Annotated in this window: 14 protein-coding genes and 2 tRNA genes; 12 read left to right on the top strand and 4 right to left on the bottom strand. The window is 68.6% G+C overall.

From position 1 onward, the window contains the following. Window positions 1–703: 703 nt before the first annotated feature. The 8 genes from dnaN (at window position 704) to OG453_RS03670 (ending at window position 10,427) form a co-directional block, all read left to right on the top strand. Window positions 704–1,834 (top strand): DNA polymerase III subunit beta, encoded by a 1,131-nt coding sequence (gene dnaN, locus OG453_RS03705; RefSeq protein ID WP_135332056.1) that lies wholly within the window; start codon window positions 704–706, stop codon window positions 1,832–1,834. 89 nt (window positions 1,835–1,923) lie between these two features. Beyond that, window positions 1,924–2,799, top strand: coding sequence for a phosphogluconate dehydrogenase (NAD(+)-dependent, decarboxylating) (gene gnd / locus OG453_RS03700; protein ID WP_266864456.1), 876 nt, complete (start codon window positions 1,924–1,926; stop codon window positions 2,797–2,799). A 52-nt stretch (window positions 2,800–2,851) separates the two neighbouring features. Further along, window positions 2,852–3,973, top strand: a complete 1,122-nt coding sequence (recF, locus tag OG453_RS03695) for a DNA replication/repair protein RecF (RefSeq protein ID WP_266864454.1) — start codon at window positions 2,852–2,854, stop codon at window positions 3,971–3,973. Continuing rightward, on the top strand, window positions 3,970–4,533 hold the full coding sequence (locus OG453_RS03690; protein WP_266864452.1) for a DUF721 domain-containing protein: 564 nt from the start codon (window positions 3,970–3,972) through the stop codon (window positions 4,531–4,533). The genes recF and OG453_RS03690 overlap by 4 nt, the downstream gene beginning before the upstream one ends. A 319-nt stretch (window positions 4,534–4,852) precedes the next feature. Continuing rightward, the gene (gene gyrB, locus OG453_RS03685) at window positions 4,853–6,874 is read left to right on the top strand and encodes a DNA topoisomerase (ATP-hydrolyzing) subunit B (RefSeq protein ID WP_266869694.1); all 2,022 of its coding nucleotides are present in this window, start codon (window positions 4,853–4,855) and stop codon (window positions 6,872–6,874) included. A 43-nt stretch (window positions 6,875–6,917) separates the two neighbouring features. Continuing rightward, on the top strand, window positions 6,918–9,527 hold the full coding sequence (gene gyrA / locus OG453_RS03680) for a DNA gyrase subunit A (RefSeq protein ID WP_266864450.1): 2,610 nt from the start codon (window positions 6,918–6,920) through the stop codon (window positions 9,525–9,527). A gap of 18 nt (window positions 9,528–9,545) precedes the next feature. Next, on the top strand, window positions 9,546–10,247 hold the full coding sequence (locus OG453_RS03675) for a DUF3566 domain-containing protein (protein ID WP_266864448.1): 702 nt from the start codon (window positions 9,546–9,548) through the stop codon (window positions 10,245–10,247). 106 nt (window positions 10,248–10,353) lie between these two features. Further along, window positions 10,354–10,427: transfer RNA gene (locus OG453_RS03670), tRNA-Ile, on the top strand. A 265-nt stretch (window positions 10,428–10,692) separates the two neighbouring features. Here OG453_RS03670 and OG453_RS03665 read toward each other — a convergent pair. Next, window positions 10,693–11,025, bottom strand: coding sequence for a DUF6344 domain-containing protein (locus tag OG453_RS03665; protein WP_266864446.1), 333 nt, complete (start codon window positions 11,023–11,025; stop codon window positions 10,693–10,695). A 337-nt stretch (window positions 11,026–11,362) separates the two neighbouring features. On the opposite strand from OG453_RS03665, the gene OG453_RS03660 reads away from it, so the two are divergent. Beyond that, window positions 11,363–11,491, top strand: a complete 129-nt coding sequence (locus OG453_RS03660) for a DLW-39 family protein (protein WP_003999697.1) — start codon at window positions 11,363–11,365, stop codon at window positions 11,489–11,491. Between the two features lie 129 nt (window positions 11,492–11,620). Then, window positions 11,621–13,069, top strand: a complete 1,449-nt coding sequence (locus OG453_RS03655; RefSeq protein WP_266864445.1) for a hypothetical protein — start codon at window positions 11,621–11,623, stop codon at window positions 13,067–13,069. A 70-nt stretch (window positions 13,070–13,139) separates the two neighbouring features. Here the strand turns inward: OG453_RS03655 and OG453_RS03650 are convergent, their stop codons facing one another. Together OG453_RS03650 and OG453_RS03645 are read right to left on the bottom strand one after the other, a co-directional pair. Next, complete coding sequence (locus tag OG453_RS03650; protein WP_266864444.1) at window positions 13,140–14,597, bottom strand: serine/threonine-protein kinase; 1,458 nt, start codon at window positions 14,595–14,597, stop codon at window positions 13,140–13,142. Between the two features lie 49 nt (window positions 14,598–14,646). Next, window positions 14,647–15,195 carry a DNA-binding protein gene (locus OG453_RS03645; RefSeq protein ID WP_266864442.1) on the bottom strand — a complete coding sequence of 183 codons (549 nt, stop codon included), beginning with the start codon at window positions 15,193–15,195 and terminating at the stop codon, window positions 14,647–14,649. Between the two features lie 182 nt (window positions 15,196–15,377). Between OG453_RS03645 and OG453_RS03640 the strand changes: the two genes are divergently transcribed. Both OG453_RS03640 and hutH read left to right on the top strand, forming a co-directional pair. Then, window positions 15,378–15,450: transfer RNA gene (locus OG453_RS03640), tRNA-Ala, on the top strand. A gap of 375 nt (window positions 15,451–15,825) precedes the next feature. Next, on the top strand, window positions 15,826–17,466 hold the full coding sequence (gene hutH, locus OG453_RS03635; protein WP_266864440.1) for a histidine ammonia-lyase: 1,641 nt from the start codon (window positions 15,826–15,828) through the stop codon (window positions 17,464–17,466). 352 nt (window positions 17,467–17,818) lie between these two features. On the opposite strand, the gene OG453_RS03630 is transcribed toward hutH, so the two are convergent. Continuing rightward, a complete protein-coding gene (locus tag OG453_RS03630) occupies window positions 17,819–18,565 on the bottom strand; it encodes a hypothetical protein (RefSeq protein ID WP_266864438.1) in 747 nt (248 codons plus the stop codon). Between the last annotated feature and the right edge of the window lie 510 nt (window positions 18,566–19,075).

The raw sequence follows: 19,075 nt of genomic DNA, 5'->3' as shown, positions 1-19,075 counted from the left end.
CTGCTGAGAGGCCTGTTCTCCACAGATCTGCGGTCTTTCTCTCCTCCACACCCTGGGGACCGGGAAGTTGTCCAGATGCTGTCCACAGGGGAACCTGCTGAGGGATCATCAAGCCAGGTCAGGTGGCTGTGGATTCGTGGACGAAGACTCTCCACAGGGTGTGGATGAAAATCTCGTCCACAGGGTGTGCATGACGTTGTCCACCGGCCGCCCACAGGCACGGGCCGGTTGTCCCCAGCTTTCCCCAGCTTCTCCACACCGCTGTCCACTGTTCGGCAACGCAACGCGCCCTGTCACCGTGCCGAGTGAAAGGCGTCACACCAAGGGGGTCGGTTGGCCTGTGGGGAAGGTGGGTAAAGCTGGGGACAGGGCTGGGGAGAAGTACCCCTTGCCTGTGCATCGGGTGTGTGTAACTTCCGCCCGTCCACAGAAACCCCCGGTTGTCCACCGGTCCCGCCCACAGGCGCAGTGGATAAAAAAGCGGTGCTGACCTGCGCATTCGCGGTTATCCACGGTTTCCACAGGCCCTACTACTACTCCCACTTGGAGTCACCGGGGAATTCGCTTGGAAGGGGGGCCTGTGCACAACTTGCTCTCCGGACCTCCGGCGCCGCTCGTCACGACTTGACCCCGACGGGCACCCACTGTCAGTGCGGTGCGTCAGACTGGTCCCCAGTGCCAGCAACAGCAGGAGGGCGGCTAAGTGAAGATCCGGGTGGAACGCGACGTACTCGCGGAGGCGGTGGCGTGGGCGGCGCGCAGCCTCCCGGCCCGGCCGCCGGCGCCTGTCCTCGCGGGCCTGCTGCTGAAGGCCGAGGAAGGCGCACTGAGCCTTTCCAGCTTCGACTACGAGGTCTCGGCGCGGGTGTCCGTCGATGCCGAGGTCGACGAGGAGGGCACGGTTCTTGTCTCCGGCCGTCTGCTCGCCGACATCTGCCGCGCCCTGCCCAACCGTCCGGTGGAGATCTCCACAGACGGTGTGCGGGCGACGGTGGTCTGTGGCTCCTCGCGATTCACACTCCACACGCTTCCTGTGGAGGAGTACCCCGCGCTGCCGCAGATGCCGACCGCCACGGGCACCGTCCCTGGTGAGGTCTTCGCCGCCGCCGCGAACCAGGTGGCGATCGCGGCCGGCCGCGACGACACGCTTCCGGTGCTGACCGGCGTACGCATCGAGATCGAGGGCGACACGGTCACCCTGGCCTCGACCGACCGCTACCGCTTCGCGGTCCGCGAGTTCCTGTGGAAGCCGGAGGACCCCGAGGCGTCCGCGGTCGCCCTGGTGCCCGCCAAGACGCTCCAGGACACCGCCAAGGCGCTCACGAGCGGTGACACGGTCACGCTCGCGCTGTCGGGCTCCGGTGCCGGTGAGGGCCTGATCGGTTTCGAGGGTGCCGGGCGCCGCACGACGACGCGGCTGCTCGAAGGTGACCTGCCGAAGTACCGCACGCTGTTCCCGACGGAGTTCAACTCGATCGCCGTCATCGAGACCGCCCCCTTCGTGGAGGCCGTCAAGCGCGTGGCCCTGGTGGCCGAGCGGAACACCCCGGTGCGGCTCAGCTTCGAGCAGGGCGTGCTGATCCTCGAGGCCGGTTCCAGCGACGACGCACAGGCTGTGGAGAGGGTCGACGCCCAGCTCGACGGGGACGACATCTCGATCGCCTTCAACCCGACGTTCCTGCTCGACGGCCTGAGCGCGATCGACTCCCCGGTCGCCCAGCTGTCGTTCACGACGTCGACGAAGCCCGCGCTCCTGAGTGGCAAGCCGGCCCTGGATGCCGAGGCCGACGAGGCGTACAAGTACCTGATCATGCCTGTACGTCTGAGCGGCTGAGCCCACAGGTGTGAGCGAGGGTCCGGGCGTAGGCTCGGACGCGGGTACGAAGGTGCCTCCACGCCACATCGCTACTTAAGGAACCACTGATGGAGCTCGGTCTCGTCGGCCTCGGCAAGATGGGCGGCAACATGCGCGAGCGCATCCGCCGCGCAGGCCACACCGTCATCGGATACGACCGCAACCCGGACGTCGCGGATGTCCACAGCCTCGAAGAGCTTGTGGGCAAGCTCAAGGGCCCGCGGGTCGTGTGGGTGATGGTCCCGGCAGGGGCCGCGACCCAGTCCACCGTCGACGAGCTGGCCGAGCTGCTGCAGCCCGGCGACGTCGTCGTGGACGGCGGGAACTCCCGCTGGACGGACGACGAGAAGCACGCCGAGGAGCTCGCGGCCAAGGGCATCGGCTTTGTCGACTGCGGCGTCTCCGGCGGCGTCTGGGGCCTGGAGAACGGCTACGCGCTGATGTACGGCGGCGACGCCGAGAACATCGCGAAGGTCCAGCCGATCTTCGACGCCCTCAAGCCCGAGGGTGACTTCGGCTCGGTCCACGCGGGCAAGGCCGGCGCCGGCCACTTCTCGAAGATGGTTCACAACGGCATCGAGTACGCGATGATGCAGGCCTACGCCGAGGGCTGGGAGCTCCTGGAGAAGGTCGACTCCGTCACGGACGTGCGTGAGGTCTTCCGCTCCTGGCAGGAGGGCACGGTCATCCGTTCCTGGCTGCTCGACCTCGCGGTCAACGCCCTGGACGACGACGAGCACCTGGACAAGCTGCGCGGCTTCGCGCAGGACTCCGGAGAGGGCCGCTGGACCGTGGAGGCGGCGATCGACAACGCCGTGCCGCTGCCCGCGATCACCGCGTCCCTCTTCGCGCGCTTCGCCTCGCGTCAGGACGACTCGCCGCAGATGAAGATGATCGCGGCGCTGCGCAACCAGTTCGGCGGCCACGCGGTCGAGAAGAAGTAATCCACAGCCTGTGCGCCGAGCACAGGCTTGCCGGGGGAGGTCGGCGCCAACCATGCATGTCACGCATCTGTCGCTGGCCGACTTCCGCTCGTACGCCCGGGTCGAGGTCCCTCTCGATCCGGGCGTCACCGCGTTCGTGGGGCCCAACGGCCAGGGCAAGACGAACCTCGTCGAGGCGGTCGGCTATCTCGCCACGCTCGGCAGCCACCGGGTCTCGTCGGACGCGCCGCTGGTGCGCATGGGCGCCGAGCGTGCCGTCATCAGGGCCACGGTCCGGCAGGGCGAGCGGCAGCAGCTCGTCGAGCTCGAACTCAATCCGGGCAAGGCGAACCGCGCCCGGATCAACAGGTCCTCGCAGGTCAGACCGCGCGACGTGCTGGGCATCGTCCGTACGGTGCTGTTCGCGCCGGAGGACCTTGCGCTGATCAAGGGCGACCCCGGTGAGCGCCGGCGGTTCCTCGACGAGCTGATCACGGCGCGCTCCCCGCGCATGGCGGGCGTGCGGTCCGACTACGACCGCGTACTGAAGCAGCGCAACACCCTCCTGAAGTCGGCGGCCCTCGCGCGGCGGCACGGCGGGCGCTCCATGGACCTGTCGACGCTCGACGTCTGGGACCAGCACCTCGCCCGCGTCGGCGCCGAACTGCTCGCACAGCGGCTCGACCTGATCGCCACGCTGCAGCCGCTGACCGACAAGGCGTACGAACAGCTGGCACCCGGCGGCGGCCCCGTCGCGCTGGAGTACAAGCCGTCGGCGCCGGGCGAAGGCCACACCCGCGACGCCCTGTACGAGCAGCTGATCGCCGCCCTCGAAGAGGTCCGCAAGCAGGAGATCGAGCGGGGCGTGACGCTGGTCGGCCCGCACCGCGACGACCTCCTCCTGAAGCTGGGCCAGCTCCCGGCCAAGGGGTACGCGAGCCACGGCGAGTCCTGGTCGTACGCCCTCGCGCTGCGCCTGGCCTCGTACGACCTGCTCAGGGCCGAGGGCAACGAGCCGGTGCTCGTCTTGGACGACGTCTTTGCCGAGCTCGACGCGCGCCGTAGGGAGCGCCTCGCCGAGCTGGTGGCGCCGGGCGAGCAGGTCCTGGTCACGGCCGCCGTGGACGACGACGTACCGGGCGCGCTGGTCGGTACGCGGTACACGGTGTCGGACGGCGCGGTGGAGCGCGCGTGAGCGCCGAAGAGCCCGCCAAGGGCACCCCCAAGGACGCACCGCAGGACACGCCGAAGACGCCCGAACCGTCCGGCGTCGACCTTGCCCGGGTCGCCCTCCGTGCCGCCAAGGAGCAGGCACGCGCGCGTGGCGACGCCGCGCAGCAGAAGAAGCAGGCCCGGCGCGGTGGACTGCGCTCCGGCGCGCGCGCCGACGGCCGCGACCCGCTGCCGCTCGGTTCCGCGATCAACCGTCTGATCACCGAGCGCGGCTGGGAGACGCCGGCCGCGGTCGGCGGGGTGATGGGCCGTTGGCCGCAGATCGTCGGCGACGATCTGGCCAAGCACTGCGTCCCCCAGCGGTACGACGAGAACGAGCGGGTCCTGACCGTGCAGTGCGACTCCACGGCCTGGGCGACGAACCTGCGTCTCCTGGCCCCGCAGCTGGTCGCGCGCCTCAACGAGGACCTGGGCCACGGCACCGTACGCCTCATCAAAGTGCTCGGTCCCGGTGGCCCCGCACGCCGCTTCGGACCCCTGCGCGCCCCCGGCAGCACGGGCCCCGGGGACACCTACGGCTGAGGCCGGTTCCGGTGGTAGCTCGGGGTTGACACCCCGAAGCGCTGAGTGCCGCTGTGAGCCTCTTAGAGCCCCGGGCCGCATATGGGGAGTCGGTCGAGGCCGGTTCAGGACGGCACATGCGGACTCAGGTACCGGCAAACCCCCATCACTGTCGGCGCTACCGGTAGACTGGAAGCTAATCCCGCCCCACTTGTGGGACGCACCGAGCAACGCTGACTATCGCTGAACGACGCAGCCGCTCCGGCCACCGCCGGGTGCTTGGCTTGTGCTGTGCCAGAAAGGGCGCTTCGTGGCCGATTCCGGCAACCCCAACGAGAACATCCCGTCCACCGAGGCCCTGGCAGGAACCGCCGAGGCCTCAGCCACGGCGTACGACGCCAGCGCGATTACCGTCCTCGAGGGTCTGGACGCGGTCCGCAAGCGACCTGGCATGTACATCGGCTCGACCGGTGAGCGTGGCCTGCACCACCTGGTGCAGGAGGTCGTCGACAACTCCGTCGACGAGGCCCTGGCCGGCCACGCGGACGCGATCGACGTCACGATCCTCGCCGACGGCGGCGTGCGCGTCATCGACAACGGCCGAGGCATTCCGGTCGGCATGCACCCCGTGGAGAAGAAGCCGGCCGTCGAGGTCGTGCTCACCGTGCTCCACGCGGGCGGCAAGTTCGGGGGCGGCGGCTACGCGGTCTCCGGTGGTCTGCACGGCGTCGGTGTGTCCGTGGTGAACGCGCTGTCCACCAAGCTCTCCGTCGAGATCAAGACGGACGGCTACCGCTGGACGCAGGACTACAAGAGCGGCGCCCCGACCGCGCCGCTCGAGCGGCACGAAGCCACTCAGGAGACCGGCACCTCGGTCACCTTCTGGGCCGACGGCGACATCTTCGAGACCACCGTGTACTCCTTCGAGACGCTGGCACGGCGCTTCCAGGAGATGGCGTTCCTCAACAAGGGTTTGACGATCAAACTCACTGATGAGCGCGAGTCGGCGAAGGCGACGGCGGGTGCGGACTCGGCCGAGGCGACCGACGACGAGGCCGTCGAGGCTCGCACGGTCACGTACCACTACGAAGGCGGCATCGTCGACTTCGTGAAGTACCTCAACTCCCGTAAGGGCGAGGTCATTCACCCGACCGTCATCGACGTCGAGGCCGAGGACAAGGAGCGCATGCTCTCGGCCGAGATCGCGATGCAGTGGAACTCGCAGTACACCGAGGGCGTGTACTCCTTCGCGAACACGATCCACACGCACGAGGGCGGTACGCACGAAGAGGGCTTCAGGGCCGCGCTGACGGGTCTGGTCAACCGCTACGCGCGCGACAAGAAGCTGCTCCGCGAGAAGGACGACAACCTCACGGGTGAGGACATCCGCGAGGGTCTGACCGCGATCATCTCGGTGAAGCTGGGCGAGCCCCAGTTCGAGGGCCAGACGAAGACCAAGCTGGGCAACACGGAGGCGAAGACCTTCGTCCAGAAGGTCGTCCACGAGCACCTCACGGACTGGTTCGACCGCAATCCGAACGAGGCCGCGGACATCATCCGCAAGGGCATCCAGGCCGCCACGGCCCGTGTCGCCGCCCGCAAGGCGCGCGACCTGACTCGCCGCAAGGGCCTCCTGGAGTCGGCTTCCCTCCCCGGCAAGCTCAGCGACTGCCAGTCGAACGACCCGACGAAGTGCGAGATCTTCATCGTCGAGGGTGACTCCGCCGGTGGTTCGGCGAAGTCCGGCCGTGACCCGATGTACCAGGCGATCCTGCCCATCCGAGGCAAGATCCTGAACGTCGAGAAGGCGCGGATCGACAAGATCCTGCACAACCAGGAAGTCCAGGCCCTCATCTCGGCCTTCGGCACGGGTGTGCACGAGGACTTCGACATCGAGAAGCTCCGCTACCACAAGATCATCTTGATGGCGGACGCCGACGTCGACGGTCAGCACATCAACACGCTGCTCCTGACGTTCCTGTTCCGCTTCATGCGGCCGCTCGTCGAGGCCGGGCACGTGTACCTCTCGCGCCCGCCGCTGTTCAAGCTCAAGTGGTCCCGCGACGACTTCCAGTACGCGTACTCGGACCGCGAGCGTGACGCCCTGATCGAGCTCGGCCGGCAGGCCGGCAAGCGCGTGCGGGACGACTCGATCCAGCGCTTCAAGGGTCTCGGTGAGATGAACGCCGAGGAGCTGCGCGTCACGACCATGGACCAGGAGCACCGCGTGCTCGGCCAGGTGACTCTGGACGACGCGGCACAGGCCGACGACCTCTTCTCGGTGCTGATGGGCGAGGACGTCGAGGCACGGCGCTCGTTCATCCAGCGCAATGCCAAGGACGTTCGCTTCCTCGACATCTGAGTCGGCCCGTACAAGCCGCACCTCGAAAGGACTTTGACCAGCAATGGCCGACGAGAACACCCCGAAGCCCGAAGTGATCATCGAAGAGGAACCGATCGTTCCTGGCGTGGGCATGCGTGTCGAGCCCGTCGGGCTCGAGACGGAGATGCAGCGCTCGTATCTCGACTACGCGATGTCCGTCATCGTGTCCCGCGCGCTGCCGGACGTACGCGACGGTCTGAAGCCCGTCCACCGCCGCGTCCTGTACGCGATGTACGACGGCGGCTACCGCCCCGAGAAGGGCTTCTACAAGTGCGCCCGCGTCGTCGGCGACGTCATGGGTACGTACCACCCGCACGGCGACTCCTCCATCTACGACGCCCTGGTGCGCCTCGCCCAGCCGTGGTCGATGCGGATGCCGCTGGTGGACTCCAACGGCAACTTCGGCTCTCCGGGCAACGACCCGGCGGCCGCCATGCGCTACACCGAGTGCAAGATGGCGCCGCTGGCCATGGAGATGGTCCGTGACATCGACGAGGACACCGTCGACTTCACGGACAACTACGACGGCCGCAACCAGGAGCCGACGGTCCTCCCGGCGCGCTTCCCGAACCTGCTGATCAACGGCTCGGCGGGCATCGCGGTCGGCATGGCGACCAACATCCCGCCGCACAACCTCCGCGAGGTCGCGGCGGGCGCGCAGTGGGCGCTTGAGCACCCCGAGGCCTCGCACGAGGAGCTGCTCGACGCTCTTATCGAGCGCATCAAGGGCCCCGATTTCCCGACCGGCGCACTAGTAGTGGGCCGCAAGGGCATCGAGGAGGCGTACCGCACGGGCCGTGGCTCCATCACGATGCGCGCGGTCGTCGCGGTCGAGGAGATCCAGAACCGCCAGTGCCTGGTGGTCACCGAACTCCCGTACCAGACCAACCCCGACAACCTCGCGCAGAAGATCGCCGACCTGGTGAAGGACGGCAAGGTCGGCGGCATCGCCGACGTCCGCGACGAGTCGTCCTCGCGCACCGGCCAGCGCTTGGTCATCGTCCTGAAGCGGGACGCGGTCGCCAAGGTCGTCCTCAACAACCTCTACAAGCACACCGACCTGCAGTCGAACTTCAGCGCCAACATGCTGGCCCTGGTCGACGGCGTGCCGCGCACCCTCTCGCTGGACGCGTTCATCCGGCACTGGGTCACGCACCAGGTCGAGGTCATCGTCCGGCGTACGAAGTTCCGGCTGCGCAAGGCCGAGGAGCGGGCGCACATCCTGCGCGGCCTGCTCAAGGCCCTGGACGCGATCGACGAGGTCATCGCGCTCATCCGCGGCAGCCAGACCGTCGACATCGCGCGTGAGGGCCTGATGGGCCTGCTCTCGATCGACGAGATCCAGGCCAACGCCATCCTCGAGATGCAGCTGCGCCGGCTCGCCGCCCTGGAGCGCCAGAAGATCGTCGCCGAGCACGACGAACTCCAGGCGAAGATCAACGAGTACAACGCGATCCTGGCCTCGCCCGAGAAGCAGCGCCAGATCATCAGCGACGAGCTCGCGGCGATCGTCGACAAGTTCGGCGAGGACCGTCGCTCGGCGCTCGTGCCCTTCGACGGCGACATGTCCATGGAGGACCTGATCGCCGAAGAGGACATCGTCGTCACGATCACGCGCGGCGGCTACGTCAAGCGCACCAAGACGGACGACTACCGCTCGCAGAAGCGCGGCGGCAAGGGCGTCCGCGGCACGAAGCTCAAGGAAGACGACATCGTCGACCACTTCTTCGTGTCGACGACGCACCACTGGCTGTTGTTCTTCACCAACAAGGGCCGGGTGTACCGGGCGAAGGCGTACGAACTGCCGGACGCCGGACGCGACGCCCGCGGCCAGCACGTCGCGAACCTGCTCGCCTTCCAGCCGGACGAGCAGATCGCCGAGATCCTGGCGATCCGTGACTACGAGGCGGCGCCTTACCTGGTCCTCGCCACAAAGGGCGGCCTCGTAAAGAAGACGTCGCTCAAGGACTACGACTCGCCTCGCTCCGGTGGTGTCATCGCCATCAACCTCCGTGAGACGGACGACGGTTCGGACGACGAACTGATCGGGGCCGAGCTCGTGTCGGCCGAGGACGATCTCTTGCTGATCAGCAAGAAGGCTCAATCGATCAGGTTCACCGCAACGGACGATGCGCTGCGTCCCATGGGCCGTGCGACCTCGGGCGTCAAGGGAATGAGTTTCCGCGACGGCGACCAGCTCCTCTCGATGAATGTCGTCAGGCCCGGTACGTTCGTGTTCACCGCAACCGACGGTGGGTACGCGAAGCGCACCAACGTCGACGAGTACCGCGTCCAGGGTCGCGGTGGCCTCGGCATCAAGGCCGCCAAGATCGTGGAGGACCGCGGCGAACTCGTGGGCGCGCTGGTGACGGAGGAGACCGACGAGATCCTCGCCATCACCCTGGGCGGCGGTGTGATTCGTACGCGAGTCAACGAGGTCAGGGAGACGGGCCGTGACACCATGGGCGTCCAACTGATCAACCTGGGCAAGCGCGATGCCGTGGTCGGTATCGCTCGTAATGCCGAGGCCGGGCGCGAGGCGGAGGAAGTCGACGGCGACATCGTCGACGAATCGGCCGACGGCGAGCCGACCGTCGGTACGGACGAGGGCACGGAGTCCACGGCCGAGTAGCGCAAGGAGAGAGTCATCGTGAGTGGAGCCACGGGCGCCGGAGCAAGTGGAACCGGCTCAGCCGGTACAGACGGTGTCCGTGGCTCCGCCACTGATTCTCACGACTCCGACGAGTCTCATGGATCCCAGGGGGGAACGGTGACGGACACCCGAGGGCCGCAGCCCGCTCAGTCCGCGCAGTACGACGGTGCGTACGCGGCCGGGGCGCAGGGAGCGGCGGGTGCGCTGCCCGGGGAGCGTCAGCCCCAGCAGCAGGCCTCCCAGCCGTATCACCCGCCGCAGGCGTACCAGCAGGGGTCTCAGACGGGTTCGGTGCGCAGGCCGCGCACAGGGGCGCGCACGACGCCGCGTACGCGCAAGGCGCGGCTGCGGGTGGCCAAGGCCGACCCGTGGTCGGTGATGAAGGTCAGCTTCCTGCTCTCCATCGCGCTCGGCATCTGCACGATCGTCGCGGCCGCCGTGCTGTGGATGGTCATGGACGCCATGGGCGTCTTCTCGACGGTGGGCGGCACGATCTCCGAGGCGACGGGCTCGAACGAGTCCAACGGCTTCGACCTGCAGTCCTTCCTCTCCCTGCCGCGCGTGCTGATGTTCACGACGATCATCGCGGTCATCGACGTCGTCCTGGCCACGGCCCTCGCGACGCTCGGCGCGTTCATCTACAACCTCTCCGCGGGCTTCGTGGGCGGCGTCGAGCTGACGCTCGCCGAGGACGAGTAGCCTCTCGGATCCGCCGTTCCGGGGCCCCGGAGCTATCGATTTTGGGACTGGCCCGGAGGTGCGCTAATCTTCAGAGGTCAGCGCGCGGGACACACCGCAGCGCGGCGGGGCTATAGCTCAGTTGGTTAGAGCGCATCCCTGATAAGGATGAGGCCACAGGTTCAAATCCTGTTAGCCCCACAGACACGAAGACCCCCAGCCGGTATTGGCTGGGGGTCTTTGGCGTCCGGTGGCTCTTCTGTTCCTACGCGTCCCTACGCGTGCCCACGCGTCCCCGTGGTCCCGTAGGAGCTGTCGAGGTTCGGAGGTCGGGGTTCTCGCGGGCTTCGGGGTGCCGGTGCCCGACGCGGACGCGAAGACCCCCGGCTGAAACCAGCCGGGGGTCTTTGGTGCTGTGGTGAGGCTGAGGGGCTGTGGTGCTGAGGGTCTGTGGCTGCCGTGGGGGTTACGGCTCCGCGGCCAGGTCGCGTGGTTGGGCGTCGGTCTCGCGGTCCGTCTCGGTGTCGTTCGTGGGCAGGTGCCTGCAGCTGGGGGATGCTCCGTGTGCCTCGGCGCGGATGCGCTGTTTCATCGTGGGCGGCAAGGACCGTTCGTACTGGAGTTGCCAGTAGGCCGCCAGCGGTGCGGGGAGGGGCGTGGCGGTCTCGCAGGATTCCGTGGCCTGCTGTGCCGGCGTCGTGGCCGCCGTGGCCGTCGTGGTGAATCCCAGCGCGGCGAAGAGCGCGAGGAAGGCGGTGATGAGGGTGGTCCACAGCTTCATGGCCTTGGTGCCGGTCACGGCGTCTCACTTTCGGGTTGGGCGATTTGCGTACTTTCCTCATGATGTGTATGTGGGGTCGAGAGTGGTGGACCGACGCTCGTGGCGCGTCGATGTTCTGATGAACACCACCCGGATGGCCGAAAAGGCCCCGGAAGGGGCCCGGGAGGGGCCTGAAATGGGGCCGGGAGCGGTGAATGTCACAGCGGGGCGGAGGGGCGGCCGGAGCGGCGGGGTCCACTTCTACTGCTGTGTTCGGTGCGGCAGTTGGGGCGGATCCAGGTCACCGATCGGTATCGATCGGTGTGTATAGTCGGGCTTCAGAGGTCCCTTACGTCAAGAAAGACGAGGTCGCGCGGTGAAGAAGCTTCTCCTGGTCGCACTGGCCGCCATCGGCGGGCTCCTCGTGTACCGCCAGATCCAGGCGGATCGCGCCGAGCAGGATCTGTGGACGGAGGCGACTGACTCCGTGCCCACGGGTTCGTGAGTATCGACAACAGTCTCTTCGCAAGGCCCCGGTCGCTGATGTGGCCGGGGCCTTGTGCTGTCTGAATTCTTGTGAGGGCGGGGCCCGCGGGGATTTACGGGCATTCATTTGCGTATGCAAGCTTGCTCCTTGCGTCAGCAAAGATTGTCGGGGCTGCGCGCGGGCATGAGTCGCCGGGACGACTGGGTCTCCGGGGAGGGGTGGCATCCAATGGGGCGGCTGGGCAGAGGCCGGGCGACGCTGGCCGCGGGAGCGGCGCTGTGCGCGGTGGCGGCACTGCCGGGACAGGCCGCGGCGGCGGGGGCGCCAGGGCCGTACGCCTACGCCGATGAGGCCGTGGCGGTCGACGGGTCGAGGAGCAGTACGGGCAGTGCGGAACTGACGCCCGGATCGACGTACAAGAGCGCCATCACGCGCGGGGGCAAGCTCTACTACCGGCTCGAACTCGACGCCACACAAAGCGTGTACGTCTCGGCCACCGCTGTTCCTGGGCCCGGATCCAAGGTCGCCTACGGGGACGGCATCGAGGTGTCCCTGCAGGACGCGGACGGCAACGACTGCGACTCCGGAGACGCGCGTTTCGGTACGTCGCAGAGCCCACGGCCCGTCACCGCCTGGGCGGTGCGGACGATCGGCCCCGATGAGAACCGGTGCAAGCCGGCGGGCACGTACTACGTAGTGGTCGAGCGGAACAGCGATCCCGGATCGTCGGCGGAGAGCTGGGGCACGGAGCTGAGCGTCGTCTCCGAGCCGGGGCTGGCCAAGGGTGCTCCCACGACGCCGCCCGAGTCCTGGAACTCCGCCTCGCCCGTGCCGCCGGGCGGTGAGCGTGAACGGCGGGCAGGCGGCACGAGCTTCAACGACGCCCGGGCGCTGCGGACGGGGGTCTGGGGCGACCGGATCAAGCCGGGGCAGACGCTCTTCTACCGGGTGCCTGTGGACTGGGGGCAGCAGGTCTCCGCCAGTGCCGAGCTGGGCAGTTCGAGCGGGGGCGGGGACGAGTACGTGACGTCGGCGCTCGTCATGTCGCTGTCCAATCCCGTACGCGCCAAGGTCGACGACGTGGACACGGCGTACGACGGCAAGCAGAAGTCCACCGCGCTGGACGCGCTGGCCCCCGTCGCGTACGAGAACCGCTACTCGCCCATCGACGACGTGGCCGGGATGCGGTTCGCCGGCTGGTACTACCTCTCGGTCCATCTCAACCCGCGGGTCGCCGGGCAGTTCGGCAAGGATCCGCTGGATCTGACGCTGCGGGTGAGCGTCGAGGGTGCGGCCAAGGCGGGGCCCGCGTACGCCGGATCGGCGCGGCCCGCGGACGAGTTCAGCGTCTCCGGCCAGGACGAGGAGGCCGCGGCGAGCGGCAGGACGGCCGCCGGGGACGAGGCCGGGGACGCGGCGGGGGGCGGCGACGGAATGAAGCTGGTCGTCGCCGGGGGATTCGGCGGCGGTGCCGTGCTGCTCGCCGTGCTCGGCGGGTGGACGCTGGTCGCTCGGCGGCGGGCCGCTGCTTCATCCGCGGGGGCGGGGGCGTCGGCTGGGACGCCTTCGCAGTACGGGCCGCCACCGGCTTGGTAGTTGGGGCCGTGAGAGCGCTGAGGGGGCTGGAGGGGGCGGGGCCTGAGCGTGGCGCCGAGCCCGGCGTACATCAGATCTGGGTCAGGGCCCAGATGCCCACCGCGAAGCACGCCAGCGCGGCGAGCAGCATCGGGATCGCCACCTTCGCGGGCGGTCCCGGCCGCCGCTGCGGAACTGGTCGGCTCTGGAGCGGAACCTGCGGGACGTGAGCGGTGTATGGATGAGTAGGGGTGTAAGTCCCGTGCACGGCGGACGCCATGGCCCGTGAGGGGTCTTGAGCCGCGGCAGCCTGGTGGGGGGAGGGATCGTGCGTGAGTTGATGCGGGGGCTGTGCCGCGTACTGGGGCAGGTCTTGCGGGGGGTGTGGCTGCTGCCCCAGAGGCACGTGCTGCGCCGCCGGAGCCGGTGCCGCTGCCGGCGGCGGTGGTGTGGGGTCGAACGGCGGCGGTGTGGGGTCGAAAGGTGGTGGCGTCGGCTCGAAAGGCGGCGGCGTGGGGGCCGACGGCGGTGGCGTCGGGGCATCGGGCGGTGGGGGCAGGTGGAAGCTTCCGGTCGCCGAGGAGCTGCCCGTATCCGGCGAAGGAGGGTGCGGGGGCGGTACGGGGGTCGGAGCGAGGCCCGGTTGTGGCCCGGCGCCGCGGGCCTGCGTGAGCGGGCCGTCCGGGCCGAACCCCAGGGGGAGCGGGCCCAGTTGGTCGAAGACCTCCACCAGCTCGTCGTCGGGCCCCGGCTCGGGAAGCAGCTCGATGGCCGAGGCCAACGCCTTGCGCGCACCGGTGGCCGTGCGGAACCGCGCCTGCGGATCCGGCTGCAGCAGCATGGCGACGACCTGCCACAGCGGCTCAGGGACGCCCTGTGGGGCCCCTGGCGTGCCGTGCGCGGCAAAGTGCTCGATCAGCGCCTTGGAGTCCGGCCTGGCCCCCTCGAGGAGATACAGCGCCACCAGGCCGACGGCGAAAAGATCGGCGGTGAAGTCCGGCTCGGCACCCATCATCTGCTCGGGCGCGAAGTAACCGGGCGTGCCCACCACATAGTTGGTCTCGGTCAGCCGTGGCTCGCCCAGGCGCATCGAGATGCCGAAGTCGGAGAGCCGCAGATGCGGACGCCCGATTCCGGTGGCCTCGAGCAGGATGTTGGCGGGCTTGATGTCACGGTGCACGACCCCCTCGGCGTGCACGGCGGCAAGGCCTGCGAGCAGCTGGTCGAGCAGCGTGCAGGTCAGGTGGGGCGGCAGCGGGCCGTAGTCCCCGACCAGATGGGCCAGCGAGCCGCCGGCGACCAAGGCCATGGTGAACAGGACCTTGTCGTCGTCGGCGGCCCAGCTGGCGGGCGCGAGCACATGGGGGTGGTCGATCCGGAGCGCCTGTTCCCGCACGAAGCGCAACAGCGTGTGCGCGTCGCTCTGTTGCAGGACTTTGGCGGCCACATATCTGCGCCGCCGGTGGTCCCAGGCGCGCCAGACCGCGCCGGCTCCCCCACGTCCGATCGGGTCGACCAGTTCGTACCGGCCGGCGAAGACCTCACCCATGGTCGCGCATCGCTCCCCCTCCGGGCCGCCCGGTGGCCCGGCCGACGGCTCAGCTCTGGTGCGCCTCGTAGTGGGCGACCGCGTCCGCGGTGCGTCCGGCGCCGTACACCCGGAGGAACTCTGCCAGTTCCGGGTGGGTCGGGGCGAGGGCGTCCGCGGCATCGATGATGTCGCCGGCCGCCGCCACCGAACGCAGCAGCGACTGGATCTCGCGCACCACGCGCTTGACCGTGGGAGCGCCCGAACTCGTCGTCGACTGGGAGGTGTTGGTCAGTACGGAGCCGCCCTGGGACTTCTTGATCTCGTCCATGCGGTCGGTCGCCTCCGCGGCGCTGACGCTGCCGTCGGCGACCTGGCCCGCGAGCTCCTGGAGGAGCTGGACGCGCTGGACGACCGCGGGGTTGCCGATCTTGGCGCGCTGGCCGCTCATCAGCTGGGACAGCATGGGCGCCGACAGACCGAGGACGCCGGCGAGGCGTGCCTGGTTGAGGCCCAGATCATCGATGAGACGGCGGAAGAGCGCCCCCAGCGGCTCTCCGTACCAGTTCCGCTGGAGCTCCCGTGCTCTCGCGGTTGTCTCTTGTTGTGCGGCGTCCATTGCGTCTCCCCATCGCTTCCCCAAAAAACCGTGGTTCGCTGCCGCGAACCACGCCGAGCATCTTACGGAGCGTGGTCGTTCACCGGGACCCCCAATCCTTTTGCGAGATCCGGGGGGAGACCCGGTACTCTGGTCTGCGTTGCTCACCGGAGCGAGTTCCTTCCGGCTGACGCATCGTTCTCGGGGCCTTAGCTCAGTTGGTAGAGCGCTGCCTTTGCAAGGCAGATGTCAGGAGTTCGAATCTCCTAGGCTCCACGCGATGAAACCCCTCTGACCTGCGGAAACGCAGGCAGGGGGGTCTTTTTTTGTCCCCGGCCCTCTGTTTCTGCGCGGCCGGCTCCGCCTGACCTGGTCCGGCGGCGGGACCGAGCCGGCCCGGCCCGTGGACGGTTGTGCGGTACCTGGGTGAAAGACCTGATGGGCGCCGGTGTGCCGGACAGGAAGGGCCGACGGGTTGATCGTATGACGTTCCTATCGGGGTCTGGTCGTGTGCGGCGAGTGCCCCACCGATCCCCGAGCCGGTAAGGAACCTCAGCCGTGTACCGTCTTCGCTTCGCGCGCCCTTGCCGGGCCGTGACAGCTCGCAGGGCGTCGAGAGCATTGCTTGCGCTGCTCCTCTCCCCAGCCATCGTGGTGACCCTTCTCGGGGCTGCGCCCGCTCCCGCGATCGCAGCCACCGCGCCCGCCTCCGTCGCCGACGCTCCGGTCGCCCCGCTGAAGCTCGCCCTGGACGGCGCACGGCTGACGCTGCCGGACATGCTGCACATCGTTCGTGGCAACCCGGTCGAGTTGTCGCTCGCTCCCCGGGCAGCCCGGGCCATGCGTCAGGCCCGGGGAGGTGCGCTGACCGCGCTCGACGGCGGGCAGCGTGTCTACGGCTGGAACCAAGGGCTCGGTCCGCTCAAGGACAAGCCGCTCGACGACGACCAGCAGCGGGAGCTCCAGCGGCGGATCCTCCTCTCACACGCGGCCGGTGTCGGGGAGGACGTACTGGACGGGGAGGCCCTGCTGGCCCTCGTCCTGCGGGCCAACGCCATGGCGCGCGGACACATGGGGGTGCGGCCGAAGCTGGTCGAGCGGATGCTCGCGCTGGTCAATGCCGGGGTGGCGCCGGTGCTGCCGCAGGTCGGATCGCTGGGCACCGGAGATCTCCAGCCGATGGCCGCGGCCGGGCTCGTCCTGACCGGCGAGAAGGGACAGGCCCGCTACCGGGGCCGAACCGGTCCGGCGCGCAGGATTCTGGCGGAGGCGAAGCTGCCGGTCTCCTTCCCGCCGAAGGCGGGCGAGGCACTGCCGATCATCAGTGGCAGCGGGCTGCTGACGGCCCGTCATGTCCATGCTGTGGCCCGGAGCACGTCACTGGCCACCCAGTTCGAGTACGCGTTCGCGCTGTTCCTGGAGGCCACCCGGGCCGAGGCCGGTTCGCTCGACGCCCGTACGCACGCCGAGCGGCGGATTCCGGACGAGGAGGCCGTCGCGGGGCGGCTGCGGGAGCTGGTCAAGGACAGCGGCTGGATGACGGACGAGGGCCGGGCCCGCCTGCACGAGAAGCTCCCGCGCGTACAGGACGCGGTGTCCGTGCGTGCCGCGCCGCACATCGCCGGCACGCTGCGGCAGACGCTGGACGAGGCGCGCCGGATCATCGAGCGCGAGGCCAACGCCTCCACCTCGAACCCGTTGCTCTTTCCCCGCCGCGGGGGCAAGGGCCACGAGTTCGTGATGGGGGGAAACTGGGACGGCGCCCAGATCGGGCACGCGCTGGACACACTCAACGCGCAGATCACCGACCTGGGCATGCTCTCCCACGAGCTGTCGGGGAGGCTGCTGTCCCCGAAGTGGAGCTATGGCCTGCCCGCCGATCTCGCCTCACCGCCGGTGGGCCTCAACTCCGGCATGGTCCAGGTGCAGACCGTGGCGGCGGCGCTGATCCCCGAGATGCAGACCCGGGCCGCCCCCTCCGGCGTACTCTCCCGGCCCGCGAAGGACGGTCAGGAGGACCACAACACCATGGCGATGGCCTCCGCCCGCAATCTGCACGCCAATCTCGACCGCATGGAGACGGTTCTGGCCGTACAGCTGCTGATGAGCGCCCAGGGCATCGACCTCATCCGGCCCGACATGGACGGACTGCAGCTCGGTGCGGGCACGGCCAGGATCCACAAGACGATCCGGGCGGTGGTCCCGGAGTTGGCCGGCGACCGGCATATGACCCCCGACCTGGAGGACATGACCAGCCTGGTGCGCGAGGAAGCACTGCTGGGCATCAAGTGACGCACCGCCGGCACACCGACAGAACCCTCAACCGCCCCCTTGCCCGCGTCCGCGTTCCGGAGGAAGGGAATGCTGGGCACGAAGAAGTACCCGGCGCCGCGCAGGCTCACCGACTCCTCGATGCCCGCCTGGAACGTGGCGCCGGCCACCCCGTACTTCTTGGGCCAGTTGGGTTTGGTCTTGGCATGACCCTGGCCGACGACAGGGTCCTGTCCCGTCTTGTGTTCGCCCTCCTTCTTGCCGACCAAAAAGTCGACGTCGTTGCACCACCTCTCCTGCATGAACTCGAACTGCTCGGCGATGTTGCTCTGGGCGCACAGGAACAGCAGCCCCACGTTCCTGCTCGTGGGGGTCAACTCCTCGTAGCTGATGGCGCGTCGCACGATCCGGCGGAGTCGCTCCATCTTCGGATCCACTCCGTTGTGCCACTCGAGGTCGCCACGGGGGTTGGTCTTGCGGGTGTGCGCCTGGAACGGGCACTTCGAGCCCTTCTTGTCATGCAGGTAGTCGAAGTCGTTGGGGATGGGGTCGTCGACTCCGTGCGCGGTCGCGGGTTCGGCGACCGGCATGCCGTTTTGGCGAGTTCCCGGGTCAGCGAGAGGCGCTGCTCGTTGAAGTGGGGGACGTTCTGCTGCAGCTTGCGGTAGACGACGTACGAACCGAAGCCTGTCGCCCCGTCGGCGTACGGCTCGGCGTCCTTCGGGACCACCGGGTCCTTGGCCAGGACGAGCCTGAGCGGAGCGGCCGGGTTCCACCTGGTGGTCCCGTCGCGCTTCTGGGCCTCCTTGATGTCCTTCGTGAGGAAGAGCGGCTCGCTGATGCCGTCGGCGAAGCCGAAGTGCTCGCGTACCGGGCCGTCGGGCCGCAGGCGGAGCACCTTTCCGATCTCCTGGTGAACGACCTTGCCGCAACGGCCGAGGCCTCTCTCCACGGTTTCGCGGATCTCGTCCGCCTTGCTCGACACGACGGCGGGGCTGTCGTCCGCGACGATGACCAGCGCGTGCAAGGGCTCATGGAACGCCTCGTCCCAGTACGAGACCTCTGGATCCTTGAGCTTCCCGCGGATGTCCTTGTCTCGCGTACCGGCCTTGAAGGACATGTCGGCCGAGGGACGGCGTATCCGAGGGTCTCGTAGCCCTTGGCGGACAGCATCAGACCGACGAAGGGGGGACTGGCGTTCGCGGCCAGTTCGATGCCCAGATACGCCTCGGGGTCCGGCTCCTTCCGTGCGGTGTCGAAGATCTCGTGACGCTGGGCGGACTGGTCCCACTGGGCCTTGGCCGAGGTCACCCAATTGCTCATGGCCTTCAGCCAGTGCCTGCCCTCGGTCGCCTCGTCGAACCGGATGAAGAGTTGGCGGCTGTGGTCCCGTTCGTAACTCTTGAGGATGTTTCCCTGCAGCTCCTCCATGAACTTCTTTTCCTCGGGACGGAGCTTTCCCGTCCGGTCGTCGGGTCCGAGCCCGGTCTCCTTTTCGAAGTCGATCCGCGCGAGCTGGGTGGTCATGCAGCCTCCTGCGTCCGGTGGTGTCCGATCGAGGTGATCGTCACCATCCTTTGACGCCCGATCGGTCGCACAATGCGCCACTCGTTCGATTCGCTCGAATGCA

The sequence above is a fragment of the Streptomyces sp. NBC_01381 genome (genome assembly GCF_026340305.1).
Taxonomy (GTDB): domain Bacteria; phylum Actinomycetota; class Actinomycetes; order Streptomycetales; family Streptomycetaceae; genus Streptomyces.
The sequence above is the reverse complement of the archived record's forward strand: the minus strand, read 5'-3'. Positions and strand labels throughout refer to the sequence as shown.